This is a genomic window from Streptomyces varsoviensis, from assembly GCF_000718635.1.
Taxonomy (GTDB): Bacteria; Actinomycetota; Actinomycetes; order Streptomycetales; family Streptomycetaceae; genus Streptomyces; species Streptomyces varsoviensis.
Window position 1 is genome coordinate 1 of the sequence record NZ_JOBF01000027.1, and the last position, 17,858, is coordinate 17,858.

16 protein-coding genes are annotated in these 17,858 nt (G+C 70.8%); 2 read left to right on the top strand and 14 right to left on the bottom strand.

Going from position 1 to position 17,858, the window contains the following annotated elements:
- Window positions 1-153: 153 nt before the first annotated feature.
- The 10 genes from IF55_RS29850 to IF55_RS29895 form a co-directional block, all read right to left on the bottom strand.
- The gene (locus IF55_RS29850; RefSeq protein WP_030877792.1) at window positions 154-789 is read right to left on the bottom strand and encodes a NifU family protein; all 636 of its coding nucleotides are present in this window, start codon (window positions 787-789) and stop codon (window positions 154-156) included.
- 79 nt (window positions 790-868) lie between these two features.
- The gene (locus IF55_RS29855; RefSeq protein WP_048832721.1) at window positions 869-1,243 is read right to left on the bottom strand and encodes a HesB/IscA family protein; all 375 of its coding nucleotides are present in this window, start codon (window positions 1,241-1,243) and stop codon (window positions 869-871) included.
- A 30-nt stretch (window positions 1,244-1,273) separates the two neighbouring features.
- On the bottom strand, window positions 1,274-2,533 hold the full coding sequence (locus tag IF55_RS29860) for a 3-isopropylmalate dehydratase large subunit (protein ID WP_106980501.1): 1,260 nt from the start codon (window positions 2,531-2,533) through the stop codon (window positions 1,274-1,276).
- 83 nt (window positions 2,534-2,616) lie between these two features.
- The gene (locus tag IF55_RS29865) at window positions 2,617-3,825 is read right to left on the bottom strand and encodes an aminotransferase-like domain-containing protein (protein WP_078645479.1); all 1,209 of its coding nucleotides are present in this window, start codon (window positions 3,823-3,825) and stop codon (window positions 2,617-2,619) included.
- 150 nt (window positions 3,826-3,975) lie between these two features.
- Complete coding sequence (locus IF55_RS29870; RefSeq protein ID WP_030877779.1) at window positions 3,976-5,100, bottom strand: radical SAM protein; 1,125 nt, start codon at window positions 5,098-5,100, stop codon at window positions 3,976-3,978.
- 88 nt (window positions 5,101-5,188) lie between these two features.
- A complete protein-coding gene (locus IF55_RS29875) occupies window positions 5,189-5,782 on the bottom strand; it encodes a LeuD/DmdB family oxidoreductase small subunit (RefSeq protein ID WP_030877777.1) in 594 nt (197 codons plus the stop codon).
- The gene (locus IF55_RS29880) at window positions 5,782-7,035 is read right to left on the bottom strand and encodes a 3-isopropylmalate dehydratase large subunit (protein ID WP_211270052.1); all 1,254 of its coding nucleotides are present in this window, start codon (window positions 7,033-7,035) and stop codon (window positions 5,782-5,784) included. The genes IF55_RS29875 and IF55_RS29880 overlap by 1 nt, the downstream gene beginning before the upstream one ends.
- 66 nt (window positions 7,036-7,101) lie before the next feature.
- Window positions 7,102-7,575: a LeuD/DmdB family oxidoreductase small subunit gene (locus IF55_RS29885; protein ID WP_030877771.1), complete on the bottom strand. Its 474-nt coding sequence runs from the start codon at window positions 7,573-7,575 to the stop codon at window positions 7,102-7,104.
- A 5-nt stretch (window positions 7,576-7,580) separates the two neighbouring features.
- The gene (locus tag IF55_RS29890; protein WP_048832723.1) at window positions 7,581-8,975 is read right to left on the bottom strand and encodes a LeuA family protein; all 1,395 of its coding nucleotides are present in this window, start codon (window positions 8,973-8,975) and stop codon (window positions 7,581-7,583) included.
- A 34-nt stretch (window positions 8,976-9,009) separates the two neighbouring features.
- Entirely contained in the window at window positions 9,010-9,954 is a 945-nt protein-coding gene (locus tag IF55_RS29895) for a methyltransferase domain-containing protein (RefSeq protein WP_157854287.1), read from the bottom strand.
- 782 nt (window positions 9,955-10,736) lie between these two features.
- On the opposite strand from IF55_RS29895, the gene IF55_RS29900 reads away from it, so the two are divergent.
- A complete protein-coding gene (locus tag IF55_RS29900; RefSeq protein WP_030877762.1) occupies window positions 10,737-12,224 on the top strand; it encodes an MFS transporter in 1,488 nt (495 codons plus the stop codon).
- 13 nt (window positions 12,225-12,237) lie between these two features.
- On the opposite strand, the gene IF55_RS29905 is transcribed toward IF55_RS29900, so the two are convergent.
- A complete protein-coding gene (locus IF55_RS29905; RefSeq protein WP_030877759.1) occupies window positions 12,238-12,915 on the bottom strand; it encodes an IclR family transcriptional regulator in 678 nt (225 codons plus the stop codon).
- Window positions 12,916-13,104: 189 nt separating this feature from the next.
- Between IF55_RS29905 and IF55_RS29910 the strand changes: the two genes are divergently transcribed.
- Complete coding sequence (locus IF55_RS29910) at window positions 13,105-14,613, top strand: MFS transporter (protein ID WP_048832725.1); 1,509 nt, start codon at window positions 13,105-13,107, stop codon at window positions 14,611-14,613.
- 73 nt (window positions 14,614-14,686) lie between these two features.
- On the opposite strand, the gene IF55_RS40905 is transcribed toward IF55_RS29910, so the two are convergent.
- The 3 genes from IF55_RS40905 to IF55_RS29925 form a co-directional block, all read right to left on the bottom strand.
- Window positions 14,687-15,172, bottom strand: a complete 486-nt coding sequence (locus IF55_RS40905; protein WP_030877754.1) for an SAM-dependent methyltransferase — start codon at window positions 15,170-15,172, stop codon at window positions 14,687-14,689.
- A 472-nt stretch (window positions 15,173-15,644) separates the two neighbouring features.
- Window positions 15,645-16,481, bottom strand: a complete 837-nt coding sequence (locus tag IF55_RS29920) for an SDR family NAD(P)-dependent oxidoreductase (protein ID WP_048832726.1) — start codon at window positions 16,479-16,481, stop codon at window positions 15,645-15,647.
- 56 nt (window positions 16,482-16,537) lie between these two features.
- Window positions 16,538-17,818 carry a DegT/DnrJ/EryC1/StrS family aminotransferase gene (locus IF55_RS29925; protein WP_048832728.1) on the bottom strand — a complete coding sequence of 427 codons (1,281 nt, stop codon included), beginning with the start codon at window positions 17,816-17,818 and terminating at the stop codon, window positions 16,538-16,540.
- Between the last annotated feature and the right edge of the window lie 40 nt (window positions 17,819-17,858).

Genomic DNA, 17,858 nt, shown 5'->3' on the forward strand with positions numbered 1-17,858 from the left:
CTTCGCCGAGATATCCCGAACGACCTCCTCCGACAACCCGCGCCGGGCCGAAGCACCGGCCACATCGGGATCGGCCCAGCCATATTCATACGTACCCAGGCCGTCGAGGTCGGGGTGGGCGGTCTCCGTGGGGAGCGTCATGGGTGGCTCCTTTCAGCGGAGGAACGGGGCGGTGCCCGCGGCGTGGTTGGTGACGTCGACGATCTTGCGTATCTGGGGCATCGCGTCGACGATGAACCGCTCGATGCCGTCCGCCAGGGTCAGCGCGGCGCCGCTGCACCCCTGACAGCCGCCGAGCAGGCTGACATAGAGGACGCCGTCCTCGATCCGCTCCAGCTTGATGGCGCCGCTGTGCGAGGCCAGCGCCGGGTTGACCGTTTCCGCGAAGAGCTTCTCGACGCGGGCCCGCAGTTCGTCGTCGTCCGGGCCGGCCGGGGCCCCGGCCGACTCCGGCGCGGCTTCGGGCTGCGCGTTCGGGTTGCTGATCACCACCCCGAACTGCGGGTCCGCGTCCAGCGTGGCGCCCGCCAGCCGGCCGGCGTCGGCCTCGGGGACCACGACGGTGAACTCCTCGCAGTCCGTGGTGAGGTCCCCGGGGCCCGCCTCCGCCGTGGTCCGCCAGGCGAACTCGTAGCGGAACTCGCCCCGCTCCTCGGACTCCACCGAGACGAACAGTGCGGGACGGTCCGCCCCCGACTCCGGCTGCGCCAGATCGCGCAGCGCCGCGCGTGCGGCGTCGGTCACGGTGATCGCGGTACGGGCCGCGGCTTGCTGTGCCGTGCTGCTCATGGTCTGCCTCTCAAGTGGGGGACGGAACATGCCAGTTGGAGAACGGAGCGGTTGCGGGACGGGGCGGTTGGAGAACGGGTCAGTTGAAGCTGTTGCCGCAGCCGCAGGAGGACGACGCGTTCGGGTTGTCGAAGACGAACCCGGACTCCATGAGGCCCTCCTCGTAGTCGAGGGTGGTGCCCTTCAGATACGGCATCGCGGTCTGGCCCACCACGATGCGGACGCCGTCCCGCTCGATGGTGGTGTCGCTCGCCGCGATCTCGTCCTCGACGTACATCGTGTACGAGAGCCCGGAGCAGCCACCGGGCTTGACCCCGATGCGCAGCGCCTTGCCCTCGGCGTCGGGCCCCAGCGAGGCGGCGATCCTGCTGATGGCGGCGTCCGTCACCGTCAGCGAGTCCGCGCCGGTACGCGAGGGGATGGTGACCGGGACCCGCTGGGTCGTCTCCGTCATGGTTGCCTCCTTGAGTGCGGTTCGATGCGGTCAGGTCAGGTAGGCGCGCGGGTCGGTGATCCGGCCCTCGATCGCCGACGCGACGACCGTCGCGGGCGAGCCGAGATAGATCTCGGCCTGCGCACTGCCCATCCGGCCGATGAAGTTGCGGTTGTTGCTGCTGATGATCCGTTCGCCGGCGTCCATCAGGCCGCCGCTGCGGCCGCAGCACAGGCTGCAGCCCGGCTGGTTCACCACGGCCCCGGCGTCGATCAGGGTCTCGACGTACCCGGCCGCCACCGCCGCCTGGAAGATCTCGCGGCTGGCGGGGACGACGTAGAACCGCATGCCGGGGCTGACCTTGCGCCCCTCCAGCATCCGGGCCGCGATCTCGAAGTCCTCCAGCCGGCCGTTGGTGCAGGAGCCGAGGAACGCCTGCTGCACCTCGGTGCCCGCGGCCTCGCCGACCGGCTTGACGTTCTCGACGGTGCTGGGGCAGGCCACCACGGGTTCGAGGTCCTCGGCGCGGTAGTCGAGGACCCGCTCGTACACGGCGTCGGGGTCCGGGCCGAGCGGGTGCTTCCCGGTGATGTCGCCGTGCCGGGAGACGTACGCGAGGGTGGTGTCGTCGGCCGCGATGAGACCGGTCTTGGCGCCGGCCTCGACGCTCATGTTGGAGAGCGTGAGACGGCTGTCCATGGTCATGGCGTCGATGGTGCCGCCGCCGAACTCCAGCGCCTTGTACGTCGCCCCGTCGCCGCCGATGTCGGCGATGACCCGCAGGATGATGTCCTTGGAGTACACGCCGGGGCCCAGTGTGCCCTCGACGTTCACCCGGATCGTGGGCACCACCTTCAGCCAGGTGCGCCCGGTGCCGAGGACCGCGGCCATCTCGGTGTAGCCGACGCCCGTGGCCACGGCGCCGAGGCCGCCGTACATCACGGTGTGCGAGTCGGTGCCGACGGAGATGTCGCCGGGCGTGATGTACCCCTGCTCGCACATGATCTGGTGGCTGATGCCGTCGGACCGGTGGACGTTGGCGATGCCCTGTTCCTTGATGAACTCCTCGGTCACCCGGTGGTAGGCGGAGTCCCCGGGAAAGCTGGTGGGGACCAGGTGGTCGTAGATGATGACCACCGAGTCGGGGTTCTTCAGCCGGGTGAACCCCATCTCCCGGAATTTGCGGATCACGAAGGGCGTGAAGAAATCGTGGATCATCGCACGGTCGACGTCGATCTCCACGATCTCGCCCACCGTGACGGGGCGCCCGACCTTCCGAGCGAGGATCTTTTCGTAAAGGGTTGCGGGCACTGTTTCTCTCTCACTTTCCATGCGCGTGATCGCGCTTTCCGTGCGCGTGATCGTGCTTTCCGGGCGCGATATCGCGCGTTCGCCTACAGCAGGCCGGCGAGCCGGCCGATTCCTTCTTCGATCTCCGCGGGGTCCAGGCGCGCGCAGCTCAGCCGCAGTTCGGCCCGTTCCCCACCGTTCTTCTCGCCCCTGCGGAAGCGGGCGCCCGGCAGGAAGACGACGCCCGAGCGGGCCGCCGTCCGCAGCAGCTCCTCGACGTCCGCCGGCGCGTCGAGGGTGACCCAGGTGAAGAAGCCGCCCCGGGCCGTCGTCCAGTGCGCCCGGCCGGACAGGTGCCGGTCGAGCGCTGCGAGCAGGGCGTCCCGGCGGGTGCGGTAACGGGCGCACAGCCGGGGCAGCAGCCGGTGGTACGCGCCGCTGTGCAGCAGCTCGCCCATGACGGCGTGGGTCAGCGTGTTCGGGCATACGTCGGTGTTCTCGCGCAGCGCCAGCGCCTTGCCGATCACGTCGGCGGGCGCGGCGAGCACACCGGCCCGCAGCCCTGGCGACAGCCCCTTGGAGAAGCTGGTCACGTACGAGACCCGGTCGGGCGCCCATCGCTGGATCGGGGGCGCGGGCGGCTCGAAGGCGATGTCCCCGAAGACGTCGTCCTCGATGAGATGGCACGCGTGCCGCCGCAGCAGGTCGGCGATGAGCGGGCGCTGCTCGGCCGGCAGGCTGATGCCGGTCGGGTTCTGGTGGTCGGTGATGAGGTAGCAGACCTTGGCCCGCGGGTCGCCGAGCGCGGCGTCCAGCCGGTCGAGGTCCAGGCCCCGCTCGTCGAGCGGGACCGTCACGATCTCCGCGCCCGCCGCCTCGAAGAGTTCGAGGGCCGCGAAGTAGGTGGGCGAGGTGGTGACGACCACGTCGCCGGGGTCCACGTACAGCCGGGCCACCAGGTCGATGGCCTGCTGCCCGCCGCTGGTCAGCAGCACGGTCTCCGGCGAGGTGAGCACGCCGCGCCGCTCCAGATGGCCGGCGACGGCCTCGCGCACCCACTCGGCCCCCTGCGCGGAGCCGTACTGGAGGGCCTGCGGGCCGTGCCGGGTGAGGACGGCCTCCATGGCCTCCTGCACGTGCCACATCGGGAACAGCCGTTCGTCGGGGAACCCGCCGGCGAAGTTGACCGATCCGCCGGCGCCCCAGCGCAGCACGTCGCCCATGGTGGACTCGCCGAGCCGGCCCGCCACCGCGGACCAGGCGGCGGCCGTCGGACGGTCATGCGGTGCCAACAGCCCCTGTGCTGAATTCATAAGCCCTCGGAAGCTCTCTGTGCGGCGGACGGCGGACGACGGTCCCGGCAGACGGACCCGGACGGTACGGACCTGGGAAGTGCCGACCTCGGGGGTACGGGCCTGGGGGAGCGCGGGCGCCGGGTCACGCTCCGGCGCCCGCGCCGGTGATCAGCCGGTGCAGATCACTTCCTCCGCCTTCTGCTGCTCCTGCATCTTCTGCGTGAGCTGCACATAGAGGCGGTCCTTGATCGGGCAGGGGTTGTCCCAGTCCGTGCCCTTGACCTTCTCCTTCAGGAGCTGGGAGAGGGACTTCTCACGTACGTTGCCGAAGGTGGCCTCGGTCGCGGTGTAGCACTCGACGTAGTAGCCCTCCTCCGTGATCACCGGGCCGAGGTGCCAGGCCAGGCAGGTCATGCACTTGTCCCCGTCGAGGACGATGGGGGTGAGCGTCTCCCGCTTGTCGGTGTAGTTGTCGATCAGGGTGCGGACCGACTCGACCTCGGCCGGCGGGAAAAGCTTGGTCGCCGCCTGGTCGAGGGCGCCGCCGATGGGCGACGGCACCTTGCAGATGAACTGGCCGTTGTGGTCCCGGGCCCACTGCTTCATCGTCGGGACGCTGTCGACGTTCTCCTTGGTGGCGATGCCCGTGAAGGAGATCCGGGTGTAGGTGCCGTCCTCCTGCTCCCAGGTGTCCCCGAAGCCGGCCTCCATCATCCGGTCCACGCCGGCCTCGAACTTCTCCCAGGCGCCGCGGACGTTGACGATGCTCTCGTACAGCTTGGGGTCCAGCGTCTCCAGCTTGACCAGCAGGGAGGCGCCGGAGTCGCTGAGGAACCGGGTCAGCTCCCGGCCGTCGAGGCCGTGCAGGTGCTTGGAGACCCGGTCGTTGCCCATGATCGTGCCGTTGGTGACGATGACCGGCATGAGCTCGCGGGAGACGGCGTGCCGGACGATGTCGGTGAGCGCCGGGTCGTACGTGGGCTCACCGTCACCGCAGACGATCATGGTGCGGGCGCCGAGGTCGACGGCCTGGTCGATGAGGTTGCGGTACTCCTCGACCGTGAGCTGCCTCGGGTTGCGCTTCTTGTTGCCCAGCGCGTAGCAGTACCAGCAGCGTATGTTGCACGCCGAGGTGGTGCTGACGCAGATGGACAGGATGGCGTCGGGGTTTCCGTTCTCCCGGACCTCCTTGAGGAGGTCCAGGTCGTCGCGGTTGTAATTGTCGATCCCGTGCAGAAGAAGGACGTCCTTCTTCGAGAACGTGTGGTCGTTGAAGAGATTTGCCGTTTGCACTGCTAGTTCCTCCATGGTTCCGGTCGGTTCCAATGGGGTTTCTCCGGCAACGCCGCACCGTTGCAGTCAGCACTGCGCGCGGCAAAAATCAGGAAGCGATGCCGGAAGCCTCGGCGTTCACCCGGCTCCAATAGGCGACCAGCCCGCCCTCGGCCACCATGTTCATCAGCTCGTGCGGGATGCTCCCGAAGGGAATCTCGCGCGGCGGGGCCCCCTCCTGTCCGGCCCCCTCCTGGCCCTCCTGGCCCTCCTGCCCCTCCTGTCCGTCCTGTCCGTCTTGTCCGTCCTCGACCTCGAACACGCACCGGTCCAGGTCGACGGCGACCCGCGAGCCGGTGTCGACCAGCGGCGGCAGGGCCGACGACTCGATGACCAGCAGGCCGTTGTTGAGGGCGTTGCGGTAGAAGAGCCGGGAGAAGCTGACCGCGACCACGCAGCGGATGCCCAGCTCCTTGATGATCTCCGGCGCCTGCTCCCGCGACGAGCCGCTGCCGAAGTTGCGGCCCGCGACGATGATGTCCCCGGGCCGTACGAACTCGGCGAAGTCCGGCCAGATCGGCGAGAAGGCGTACCGCGCCATCTCCCGTACGCTCGGCAGCGTCATGTACTGCGTCGGGATGACGATGTCCGTGTCGATGTTGTCGCCGAGGCGGATGACCCGCGAGCTGTCGGCGCCGCTCATCAGACGAACTCCCGCGGGTCGGTGATGTAGCCCCCGACGCAGGTGGCGGCGACCGTGGCGGGCGAGGCCAGGAAGATCTCGCCCTTCTGGCTGCCGGAGCGCCCGGGGAAGTTGCGGGTGCCGGTCGAGATCAGCACGTCGCCCTCGCCGATGGCCCCCTGGTTGCCGAAGCACACGGAGCAGTTGGAGTTGACGACCATGGCGCCGCTCTCCAGGAAGACGTCCATCAGCCCCTCCTTGAGGGCCTGCATGTAGACGCTCTTGGACGCCGGCGCGACGATCAGCTTGACCTCGGGCAGCACCTTGCGGCCGCGCAGCACCCCGGCGGCGATCCGCAGGTCCTCGATCCGGCCGCTGTTGCACGAGCCGACGAACCCGGTGGTGACCGCCGTGCCCTCGTACGCGGTGACGGGGGCGATGTTGTCGACGTTGTGCGGGTACGCGACGACGGGCTCCAGCGTGGACAGGTCGTAGGTGAGCCGGCGCTCGTAGACGCAGTCCGGGTCCGAGGCCAGCAGCTCCCCGGTATCCACGTCGGCGCCGCGCTTCTCCCGCAGGTAGCGCAGGGTCTCCTCGTCGGGCTCGACGACGGAGGACTTGGCGCCGGCCTCGACGCCCATGTTGACGAGGGTGGCCCGCTGCTCGGTGTTGAGCGCCTGGACGCCGGGGCCGCCCCACTCGATGGCCTTGTAGGTCGCGCCGTCCGCCCCGAGGTCGCCGATCATGTGGAGCACGACGTCCTTGGCGAAGACGCCCTCGGGGAGGGTGCCCTCGACGTCGATGCGGATGGTGGGCGGCACCATGACCCAGGTCTGGCCGGTGACCATCGCGGCGACGAAGTCGGTGGAGCCGACCCCGGCGGCGAACGCGCCGACGGCGCCGGCGGTCAGGGTGTGCGAGTCCGCGCCGAAGACCACGTCGCCCGGCTTGGCGTACTCCTCCAGGATGAGCTGGTGGCAGACGCCCTCGCCGTCGTGGAGCGGGATGCCGTGCTCGCGGGCGAACGCCCGCATCTTGTTCTGCGTGGCCGTGGTCGTCGGGCTCTCCGACGGCACGTTGTGGTCGATCACGAACACGGTCCGCTCGGGCGCGTGGATGCCGCGCTCCTTGAGGCGGGCGTTGAACATGTCGATGCTGATGTGCGTGGTGGCGTCGTTCGTCATGCACCACGAGACATCGACGGTGAGGATCTCCCCCGGCCGCGCGTGCGGAACTCCCGCGGCACGGGCGAGGAGCTTCTCGGTGATGGTCATGCCCAAGGCGATCGGACCTTTCATAGTGCTGAGATGGAAGTCGGTGAGGGCCGCGCGGCGCGCGTGTCAGCCCGTGGCGAGCAGGTGCTCGATGAGCCCGCCCGCGCGCACGATGTCGAGCACGTGGTCCGGGTAGCGGGGGAACGCGAAGGACGACCCGGCGGTGGTGATCGTGCCCTGCTCCAGGTCCACCTCGATCGGCTCGCCCTCGACCGCGGCGGCGGACGCCTCGGCGGACATCACCACCGGCAGCCCGATGTTGATCGAGTTCCGGTAGAAGATCCGCGCGAAGGTGGGGGCGATGACGGCCGCCGCGCCCAGCGCCTTGATGACGCGCGGGGCCTGCTCGCGGGAGGACCCGCAGCCGAAGTTCTTGCCCGCCACGATGATGTCGCCGGGCGCGAATCCGCCCGCGAATTCCGGCCGCAGCCCCTCGAAGGTGTGGCCCTTCATATCGTCGACGCCCGGCAGCAGCAGATACTGTGTCGCGATGATCTGGTCGGTGTCCACATCGTCGCCGAACTTCCAGATTTTGCCCATGTTGCTCACATGCTTTCTTGTGATGCCGCGACGGTGACGTCGCGGAAGATCTCCAGCAGTTCCGGCTCCGGCACGCCGAGCCCGGTCAGATGCGCGTAGTACGCCTCCCGGTACGCCCCGAAGTCGGCTTCCGCGGCGCGGCGTTCGCGCCGGGACTTCACCTCGTCGAGCACCGCGTCGGCCACCTTGTCGAGCACGTCGGCGGGCAGTTCCGCCGACAGCCCGTGCTCGGCGAGGGCGTGCAGGACGCCCGCCTTTCCGCTGTGCTTGCCGAGGACGAACCGGTGCTCGCCGCCGACCACGTCCTGGTCGATGGTCTGGTAGATCGCCGGGTGAATGGCGATGCCCGCGGTGTGCATTCCCGATTCGTGCGCGAAGACGTTGTGGCCGATGATCGGCTCGTGCGGCTGGATGGGTATCCCGGAATACGTCTCGACCGCGCGCCGCAGGTCCCACAGCCGGTCGTAGGCGAAATTCGGCAGTTCCACGCCGTACAGGTCCCGCAGCACCATCACCACCTGGTGGATGGAGGTGTTGCCGGCCCGTTCGCCGATGCCGCAGGCGGAAATGGAGGCGTGGGTCGCGCCGTGGCCCAGCGCCCGTACGGTGTTGATCGCGCCCAGCCCGAAGTCGTTGTGGAAGTGCGCGGTGACGGGGAAGCCGGGCAGCGCCTGGACCAGCGGCGGGATATAGGCGTCCACGGCCTCGGGGGTGAAGACCCCGCAGGTGTCGGAGAAGCACAGCCGGGTGCCGCCCGCGGCGCGGCAGGCCCGCGCCCATTCGAGGAGGTAGTCCGTGCTGGCGCGACTGGCGTCCTCGCTGGCGAACTCGACGGTACCGAAGCCGAGTTGGGCGGCGTAGGCGAGGTGATCGGTGATCAGGTCGAGGTTCGCCCGCCGGTACCACTCGACGGGCCGGCTGAGCCAGTCGTCCTCGGGCGCGCCCTTGTACTTGAGCAGGGTGCGCCCCAGCTTGTACTTCAGGTGCAGGTCGGAGGCGGTGGACAGGACCAGCACGCCCACCGAGGACAGGTCCGCGCCCGCCTCGCGGGCCGTCTCCGCCGCGACGGAGATGTCGTGCCGGGTGGCCCGCGCGATCGTCATGATCTCCAGGTCGGCGCGGAGCCGCCCGCTGCGCCGCGCCGCGAGGATGCGGCGCAGCGCCTCGCGGTCGGACTCGCTCGACGCGGGGAAGGCCGCCATGAGGACGTCCACGCCCATGTCGCTGAGGAGCGCGGCCAGTTCGAGCTTCTGGTCGGGGCTGAACGCGACCCCCGGCATCTGCTCGCCGTCCCGGAGCGTCTCGTCGTAGATGTGGATGCGCCGCGGGAAGTTCTTGCCCTGGGTGAACTCGACGGGCTGCCGTACCAGGTGCTGAAGGGGCTCCCTCAACTCGATCATGCTTGTGTCCTCCGCTCGTCGCTGTCGGGGCTTCTCACGCCATGCGGCCGGGTCCGCGGTCCTGGCCGAGCAGCCAGACCGTCCGCGGGAACGAGTCGTTGTTGTCGATGATCCCGGGCGGGTAGTCCAGCCTCTTGAGCACGGTCAGGCCCGCGTGGCCGTACCAGCGCTCCCACAGGGCGGCCGGGACGATGCTGTTCTTGTACGGGGTCGAGTCCAGCTCGCGCAGGGCGCCGAGCCCCGCCCGGTCCGCCGCCTCGACGGTGGGCTCCATGACGAGGGCGACGCCGCCCGGCCGCAGCGCGCGGACGGCCGACCACAGCAGCCACTGCGGCTGGCGCATGTGGTGCAGGGCGTCCTTGAGTATCAGCAGGTCGAGGTCGGCGCCGAGCGGCCGGTACGCCTCCAGCGGGGTGATGCGCCGCCGGCGCAGCCCCTGGGGGCGGCGGCTCGGCTCGGCGTCGGCGTCGTGCTGGATGTCGACGCACAGCGCCCGCGCGGCGGTCTCCCGCACCAGGGTGCCCTCGAACTCGCCGAGGCCCGCGCCGATGCTGACGACGTCGGGGCGCGTCGGCACCAGCGACCGCAGCAGCTCGCCGAAGCGTAACCAGCAGGCGAGCGCGGTCTGCCGGGCGCGCAACAGGGCCAGTTCCGCGAGGACGAGGCGCAGGGTGGCGGCGGGCGGCCCGACGAGGCGGGCCAGGGCGAGGAGCTCCTGGGTGAGGACCTCCTCCTGGACGGTCCGGTATCCGGAGTCGACGGAACCATCCAAGTACGCGCCCACGCACGGCGATTGGTTGGCCGAGCGGAGCTCTTCCAGCAGGGGCCGCAGGCGTGTGGTCGACGAGGTGACGGCGGGTACGAGCGCGGTCAGCCGAGGGCTTCCGGTGTGCCGCACCACGTCCAGCAGCAGGGCCGACATCCGGCGGGCGACGGCGCTGCCGCCCCCCGTTCGGAGCCCGAACTCCCAAGGACGCACACCGTTGGCCCGCAAAGCCGAACGGATTTGCGCGATGTCGCACAAAAGTCGCCAACGAGCGGCAGAATCTTCCAACGTGGAGGCGAGTCGCGTCGTCAGAGTCGAGTACTGCTCCCGCAGCGCACCGACCGGGAGCGGCCGAGCGGTCCGTTCCCCCGGCGGGCGCGGTGCGAGCACCGGGCGCCAGCCGGAGCCGCGACAGTCGCCGACGTCCGCCTCCGCACCCGCCATCGTGGCACTGGCCGACAAGATCCCTCCCCGTTCGGTCACTTGGCACTTGAAAGGCATTACTCGGCGGCCGGTGAAGCCTGCTCGTTCAGCCCGGGACATGCGCGCACCCGTCGTCGGAGCAGGCACGTGCGAAGGATGGCCTTCCCCCAAGCCGTTGGGGTCCGCCGGAACGAGAGGTTATGCCGACAGGTGTCCGTAGGTCTACATCGTGGACTAATACATCTCAACTATTGAGATACGTCAGAAGAGCCGCCCAGAATCTCGAAGGTCCATTCGGGGAACGTTCGCCTCCGCCGACGTTCCGATCACCGCACGGTGCGACCGCCCGGGCCCGGCGCGGAACCCGGCCACAACCGCCCCCGCGGCGCCGTGGAACCCCGCCGAAACCGCCCCCGCGGCGCCGTGGAATCCGGCCGAAACGGCCCTCACGGAACCTTCGATCCCGGACGAAGCTGCCACGCGCCGCGGCCCGGTGAACTAAGATCGCGCCCTGCCCCAAGCCACGACGGTCCGCCTCGCCCTGACCCCCGACTCACGCGAGGCAGCCCTTCATGCAGACTCCAGCAGCACCCCCGTCGGCCGAGCCGACCGGCCACCCACGCCGCGGACTCGTCCTCACCACCATGTGCGCCGCGGTGATCCTCGTGGTGGCGATGGTCTCGGCGGTCAACCTGGCCGTGCCCAAACTCGCCGACAGCGACCTGAACCCCTCGCCCACCCAACTCCTGTGGTTCGTCGACGCCTACGTCATCGTCTTCGCCTGCCTGCTCATCCCCGCAGGCGTCCTCGCCGACCGCTGGGGCCGCAAGCGCGCCCTGCTGTGCGGGCTCGGCGTCTTCGCCGCCGGCTGCCTGATCTGCGCCCTGGCCACCGGCATCCCGATGCTGCTCGCCGGCCGCATCGTCACCGGAGCCGGCGCCGCCCTCGTCATGCCGACGACGCTCTCGCTGGCCCTGATCGCCTTCCCGCCCGCCGAACGCCCCCAGGCCATCGCCACCTGGACCGGCGCCGCCGGCATCGGCGGCGTCGTCGGCTACCTCGTCGGCGGCGCACTGCTCCAGACCCTGCCCTGGCAGGGCCTGTTCGCCGCCATGGTGCCCGTCACCGCGATCGTCATGTACGCCGTCCGGTACGCGCCGGCGGCGCCGCGCAACCCGGTCCCGCTGGACCCGGTCGGCACCGGCCTCCTGGTCCTCGGCTTCGTGGCGCTGCTCTACGGCATCATCGAAGGACCGGCCGCCGGCTGGACCTCTGCCCCCATCGTGAGCGCCTTCATCCTGGGCCTGCTGGTCCTCGCCGCCTTCGCCCTCCAGCAGGCGCGCTCACGGCATCCCATGCTCGAACCCCAACTCTTCCGCACGCCGCGCCTGCGGGCCGGGGCGCTCGGGGTGACCACCGCGTTCTTCGCGATGTTCGCGCTCTTCTTCACCAACGCCCAGTACCTCCAGTACATCAAGGGCATGACCCCGCTGACCGCCGGCGTGGCCTTCCTGCCGCTGGCGGTCAGCATGATGCTGGTCTCCCGGCGCGCCTCACGGCTCACCGCCCGCTTCGGCGCCCGCCGGGTGATGGCCGTCGGCATCCTGCTCATCGCCGCGTCCTTGCTCTGCGTCTCCTGGTCCGACTCCCGCACCCCGTACGCGCTGTACGCCGTCTACCTGGTCGCCGCGGGCGGCGGCATGGGCCTCACGCTGCCGCCGCTCACCATGGGGATCATGGGGTCCGTGCCGGCGCACCGCGCGGGGCTCGGCTCCGGCCTGAACAGCGCCGCGCGCGAGATCGGCAGCGCCCTGGGCGTGGCCGTCATCGGCACCGTCACCACCGCCCGGTTCGCCGCGGCGGACCCCGCGGCGGGCGCCGGACACCACTCGGCCGCCGACATCCTGGCCGCCGCCGCCCGGCTCGGCGCCGGGGAGCACGCGCGGGCCGTCACGGCCTTCACCGACGCGGCGGGCACCGGGTACCGGGTCGTCGCCGCGACGCTGGTGGTCGCGGCGGTCTTCGTGCTGCGCTGGCACCGCGCCCCGGAGCCGGGGTGACGCGCCGGCCGGCTCACCCCGGCCAGGTGCCCCGCACCTCGTCCTCCAGCGCCTTGGCGGCCTTGCGCAGCTCCGTCCGCAGTCGGGCCGCGTCCTTGCGCAGCCTCGGCGGCCCGGACAGGCTCAGCGCGGCGACGACCCGGTGCGAGGTGCCGCGCACCGGGACCGACAGCACGGTGCGCGAGTCCGCCGCCTCGGTCAGCGCCCAGCCCCGGCTCCGTACCACCCGCAGCGTCTCGCCCGGCCCGCCGCCCGCCGTGTCCAGCCGCTCGTCCCACGCCGTCAGGATCAGACTGGTCGCGTCCCCGCCGAGCGGCGCCACCGCCCCCGTCTCCACCACGTCCCGCAGCCCGTCCAGCGGGCTGGCCGCGGCCAGGCACTCGACGCTGTCGCCGCGGCGCTGATAGATCTGGACGCTCAACCTGGTGTTCTCGCAGAGCAGTTCGACGACCCCGGGCGCCACCCGCGCGAGCGCCCCGCCGTGCGCGATGGCCCCGAGCTGGTGCACCCGCGAGCCGACGACGAGCCCCAGCTCCTCCACCTCGTCGACGAGTCTGTGCGCTCTGAGCGAGCGCAGTAAGCGGTGCGCGGTCGACCGCGGCACCCCGGTGGCCGCGGCGACACCGGACGCATGGCGCTCCCCCTCGGCGACGGCCGTCAACACCGCGACGGCCCGGTCCAACGCCTTCATATCCAACCCCTCCAACGCCTTTGTCCGATGAGGTGGCGAGGTACCGGCGCGACACGCGACCCGGCACGGCGCCGACGCACAGTACATACACCCAGTGACCAATCTGCAAGATGAAAAATCCCAGGATCTGGACACCCGGACGCGGGGGCCGCCCCTGAGCCCCTGCCGGCCACCGCGAAGGAGCGCCCCATGGCACAGGAAACCGCCCCTCCGGAACTCTCCGCCGACGTGACGGCCCGACTGGACCGACTACCCGTCACCCGGCACCACCGCTCACTGGTGATCACCATCGGCATGGGCCTCTTCTTCGACATGTACGAGATCTTCATGTCGGGCGTGCTCGGCCCCGTCCTGTCCGACCGGTTCGAACTGAGCGCCACCGCCACCTCGGCGGTGCTCGCCTCCGCCTTCATCGGCATGTTCCTCGGCGTCGTGACCATGGGACGCCTCGCCGACCGCTACGGACGCAGACGGTTCCTCATCGCCTCGGTCGCCCTCTACACCGTCTTCTCCGCCGTCGGCGCGCTCAGCCTCAACGCCCCGATGCTCATCGCCGCGCGCTTCCTCGCCGGCCTCGGCATCGGGCCCCAACTACCGCTTGCCGACGCCTACTTGAGCGACCTGCTGCCGGCCCGCGCGCGGGGCCGCTACACCGCCCTGGCGTACACCATCGCGTTCTTCGGCGTCCCGACGGTCGGCCTGCTCGCCCACTGGCTCGTCCGCCTCAGCCCGCTCGGCATGGCCGGGTGGCGCTGGCTGTTCCTCATCGGCGCCCTCGGCGGCGTCGCCGCGCTGCTGCGCTACCGCCGCCTGGTGGAGTCGCCCCGCTGGCTCGCCTCGGTCGGCCGCACCGCCGAGGCCGAACGAATCGTGACCGACCTGGAGGCCGCCGCCCCGACCCGCGCGGCTCCTCCCGCCGCCACGGCCCGTACGGACGCTCCCGCCGCCATGGCCCGTACGGACGCGTCCGCTGCTGCTGCTCGTACGGCCCCGCCTGCCGTCGCTGCTCGTACGGCCGCTTCCTCCGTAACCCCCGCTACCGCCGCCGCCCGGCGGATGCCGCGCGTCTACCGGCGCCGCGCGGCAATGATGGGCGTCTTCCACCTCTTGCAGAGCGTCGGCTTCTACGGGTTCGGCACCATGGCCCCGCTGGTCCTCGACGCCAAAGGGTTCTCCATCGTCCACTCGCTGCTGTTCAGCGCGCTGACCTACTTCGGCTACCCGCTCGGCTCCCTGATCTCCCTGCCCATCATCGAGCGCTTCGAGCGGAAGCACCTGATCGTCGTCGCCGCGCTGGCCATGGCCGCGTTCGGCGTCGCCTTCGGGCAGGCCACCAACGAGATCGCCATCGTCGTCTCGGGCGTGGGCTATACGGCCGTCAGCAACGTCTTCTCCAACGCCTACCACGTCTACCAGGCCGAGATCTTCCCCACCGAACTGCGCGCCACCGCGACGAGCTGGACGTACGCGATGTCGCGCGTCTCGACCGCCGCCATGCCCTTCGCCCTGGTGCCGGTCCTCCACGCCTTCGGCGCGGCGAGACTCTTCGCCGCCGTGGCCGCCGTGATGACGGTCATCGCCCTGGAGATCGGCGTGCTGGGACCCACGGCGAACGGGCGCTCGGCGGAAGCGGAAGCGGAGGCAGAGGCGGGGGCGGGGACAGGGGCGGGGGCGAAGGGGGCGGCGGCCCACCCGTAGACGAGCGGCGTGCGACCGAGCGGCCCCGGCCTCGGTCGCCGCCGCCCGGTCGTCCCTCATAGCGGGGTACGGATCAGTAGTAGTCCCGCATCAGCTCCGTCGCCCAGCGCGGCTGCTCGGTGGTGCCGCGCGGCCCGTACTCCGCCATGTACGGCTTGATGTCCAGCACGGGGGTGCCGTCCACGGCGTCGAGCCCTGCCACCCGCAGGTCGTACCCGGCCACCTCGACCAGCCGGCAGCGGGAGACGCCGATCCGGTTGGGGCGGTTCTTGCCGCGCTGCGCGAAGATGCCGACCAGCGGCCAGTCCGTGTTCCCGCGCGGATGGCGGGCGGACCGCTCGATCTTCCCGACCGGCACCCGGTCGAAGTGGAAGACGACCTCCAGATGGGAGAAGTCCGCGAGGCCGGCCAGCGCCTCGGCCGGGAACCGCGCGGCGTCCAGGCGGATCACCGAGGAGACCGCCGCCCAGTCGTCGTCGCGCACCTCCGACCGGCCCCCGACCACCGTGGCGACCGGGCGTGAGACGACGAGCGCCGGGTCGGACGCCCGCCGCTCCACGGCCAGTTGGACCTCCGTCGCCGCCACGCCGAGCGTCCGCCCTACCTCCTCGCCCAGCGACTTCCCCAGCAGCGCCTGCTTGCCCGCGTCGGGGAAGCCGTCGGCCTCGTCTCCGTCGGCCTCGTCGACCGTCAGCAGGCAGGCGACGGGGGCGGGCCCGTCCTCGGCGCCCGTGAGCCACTGCCGCCACGTCACGCCGCAGCCGCCCTCGGGCAGCCCCAGCGTGCGCTCCACCACCGATCCGATACCGGCGAGGCGCTCCCTCCCGGGGTCCGCAGCCCTCGACAACAGCGTGAGCACCGCCATGTCCCGACTCCTTCTCTGTCCGCTCTTCGCGTTCTTCGCGCTCTGCGCGTCGCCGAACCCGACCTGCCTCCATCCGCTTGATCATTATCACGAACGCCAGTGCCCGGACCGCCGCTTCGGATGATTCTCCCCGCGATCGGCCGGGCCCCGCGAGACGCGGCGCGCGTTACTTGCAGTTGAACCCGGCGTCGATGGGGAGCGTGATCCCCGTGACGTACCGCGCCTGCTCGGAGACGAGCCAGCAGACGGCCTCCGTCACGTCGGACGGCTGGAGCACGGGGCAGCTCGCCAGCGGAAAGAAGGCGCCGTAGAGCGCGCCGAGCTGGTCCAGGCTCTGCGGGTAGAGCTCGCCGAGGCTGGCGCTGAGCGGGCTGTCGACGACGTTCGGCGCGATGGTGTTGACCCGCACATGATGCGGGCCCAGTTCGAGGGCGAGGGATTTCGTGAGGCCCACCAGGGCGTGCTTGGCGGCCGTGTAGTGCGCCTGTTCCGGCATGCCGACGATGCCGGCGCCCGAGGTGATGTTGACGATCGAGCCGCGGCGGGCGTCGACCATGCCGGGGATCACCTCGCGGCTGGCCAGGAAGGCGCCGGTGAGGTTGACGTCCACGACCTGCCGCCACTGCTCCAGGGACATGTCGCGGACCGGCACCAGCGAGGTCACGCCCGCGTTGTTGACCAGGATGTCGACCGGCCCGAACTCCGCCCGGACCTTGGCGAACGCCGCGCGTACCGCGTCCTCCTCGCGGATGTCGCAGGGGAGGGCCAGTACGCGATCGCCCGCGTCCGACAACTGCCGCTCGGCTTCGGCTATTTGGTCCGGCCCGCTCAGCGGATACGGGATGGCGGACATGTCGGCGCCGATGTCCAGCACCGCGACCGCCGCGCCCGCTCTCGCGAACGCCAGGGCGTGGGAGAGCCCTTGGCCGCGTGCGCCGCCTGTCACCACCGCTACGCGGTCGCGGAAGTCGTACCTCGCCGACTCCGCGCTGTTTCCATTCATGAGCGTTCCTGTTTCTTCAGGGGATGGACGGATGCAGATGGGTATGAGGAACGGGCTTACTGCGGAAGGGAGTTGGCGGCCCCCGCCGCTCGAAGCTCCTCGATGTGTCCGGCGACCTTGTGGACCGCCCGCACGTACGCGTCCACCAGCTCCACCGGCTCGTCCAGGAAGATCGGGAAAGCGATCTGCCGGTCCGCGTGCCACTCGGACCGCGGCAGGTCGCCGTCGTTGTAGAGCCGCTTCTCGTGCCAGGGCTGCCCCGGGTAGTAGCCGTCGTCGGCGGTGCGGAAGAACTCGGCCCGGTGCAGCAGCGGGTGGTAGCCGCGCGCGGCGACCTCAAGGCCCTCCGCCGCGAGGGCGGCGACGAAGGTGTCGATGCCGACCCCGGCCGCCTCCGGGTCGAAGGACGCCGTGTAGCCGCCCCACTGGCCCCGGTGTACGTACGGCCGGGTGACCGGCGGCGCGAGGAATGGGTTGCCGGACAGGCCCGAGGACAGCCGGGTCAGCCGCTCGTGGCGGGCGGCGATGAGGTCGTCGAGGCGGTGCAGCCGCCCCCTGGCCATCGCCACGGCCAGCGCGTGCATCCGGTAGTTGTGCCCGTAGCCCGTGGTGATGAAGGGGCGGTAGAAGTCGCTGGAGACCTCCGTGTCGGAGCGGCGGACGAAGTGCCCCAGCAGGTTGGCGCGCTCCATCACCTCCGGGTCGTCGGTGACGAGGGCGCCGCCCTGGCCGCCGCTGACCATCTTCGTCGAGCCGAGGCTGAACGCGGCCACGTGGCCGAGCGAGCCGACGCGGCGGTCCTTGTACGTGGCGCCGAAGGCCAGCGAGGCGTCCTCCACGACCTTCAGGCCGTGCTCCCGCGCGATGTCCAGGATGGCGTCCATCTCGACCGGGTGGCCGAACTGGTGCGTCACGACGATCGCCCGCGTCTTGGGGGTGATGTGGCGGCGGATGTCCTCCGGGTCGATGTTGCCGGTATCGCTCTCGCAGTCGGCCAGTACGGGCACCGCGCGCAGCGAGAAGAGCGGCGAGACGGTCGCCAGGAAGGTGTACGTCGGCACGATCACCTCGTCACCGGGCTGGAGGCCGATGCCGAAGAACGCCGAATGGAGCGCGTTCGTACCGGAGTTGACCGCAACGCAGTGCCGACGGCCGAAGAACTCCGCGAGTTCGTCCTCGAACTCCCGCAGCTCTCCGTCCCGGCCGTAGTAGGAGGTCGTACCGCCCGCCTCCAGGTGGGCCGTGATGATTTCGCGGTCCTGGGGGCTGAAGGCGCACAGGTCGTTGTGCGGGTGGGCGGCGGTGACCTCGGGGGTACCGCCCAGCAGCGCGAGCATGGCAAGTCCTCACGGGTGGTTGTGGGATGACGGGGGAAAC

Excerpts from the sequence above, each read along its gene's own strand:
- IF55_RS29850 (WP_030877792.1), bottom strand. The coding sequence starts at position 789 with ATGAGCAGCACGGCACAGCAAGCCGCGGCCCGTACCGCGATCACCGTG.
- IF55_RS29855 (WP_048832721.1), bottom strand. The coding sequence starts at position 1,243 with ATGACGGAGACGACCCAGCGGGTCCCGGTCACCATCCCCTCGCGTACC.
- IF55_RS29865 (WP_078645479.1), bottom strand. The coding sequence starts at position 3,825 with ATGAATTCAGCACAGGGGCTGTTGGCACCGCATGACCGTCCGACGGCC.
- IF55_RS29875 (WP_030877777.1), bottom strand. The coding sequence starts at position 5,782 with ATGAGCGGCGCCGACAGCTCGCGGGTCATCCGCCTCGGCGACAACATC.
- IF55_RS29880 (WP_211270052.1), bottom strand. The coding sequence starts at position 7,035 with ATGACCATCACCGAGAAGCTCCTCGCCCGTGCCGCGGGAGTTCCGCAC.
- IF55_RS29885 (WP_030877771.1), bottom strand. The coding sequence starts at position 7,575 with ATGGGCAAAATCTGGAAGTTCGGCGACGATGTGGACACCGACCAGATC.
- IF55_RS29890 (WP_048832723.1), bottom strand. The coding sequence starts at position 8,975 with ATGATCGAGTTGAGGGAGCCCCTTCAGCACCTGGTACGGCAGCCCGTC.
- IF55_RS29900 (WP_030877762.1), top strand. The coding sequence starts at position 10,737 with ATGCAGACTCCAGCAGCACCCCCGTCGGCCGAGCCGACCGGCCACCCA.
- IF55_RS29905 (WP_030877759.1), bottom strand. The coding sequence starts at position 12,915 with ATGAAGGCGTTGGACCGGGCCGTCGCGGTGTTGACGGCCGTCGCCGAG.
- IF55_RS29910 (WP_048832725.1), top strand. The coding sequence starts at position 13,105 with ATGGCACAGGAAACCGCCCCTCCGGAACTCTCCGCCGACGTGACGGCC.
- IF55_RS29920 (WP_048832726.1), bottom strand. The coding sequence starts at position 16,481 with ATGAATGGAAACAGCGCGGAGTCGGCGAGGTACGACTTCCGCGACCGC.
- IF55_RS29925 (WP_048832728.1), bottom strand. The coding sequence starts at position 17,818 with ATGCTCGCGCTGCTGGGCGGTACCCCCGAGGTCACCGCCGCCCACCCG.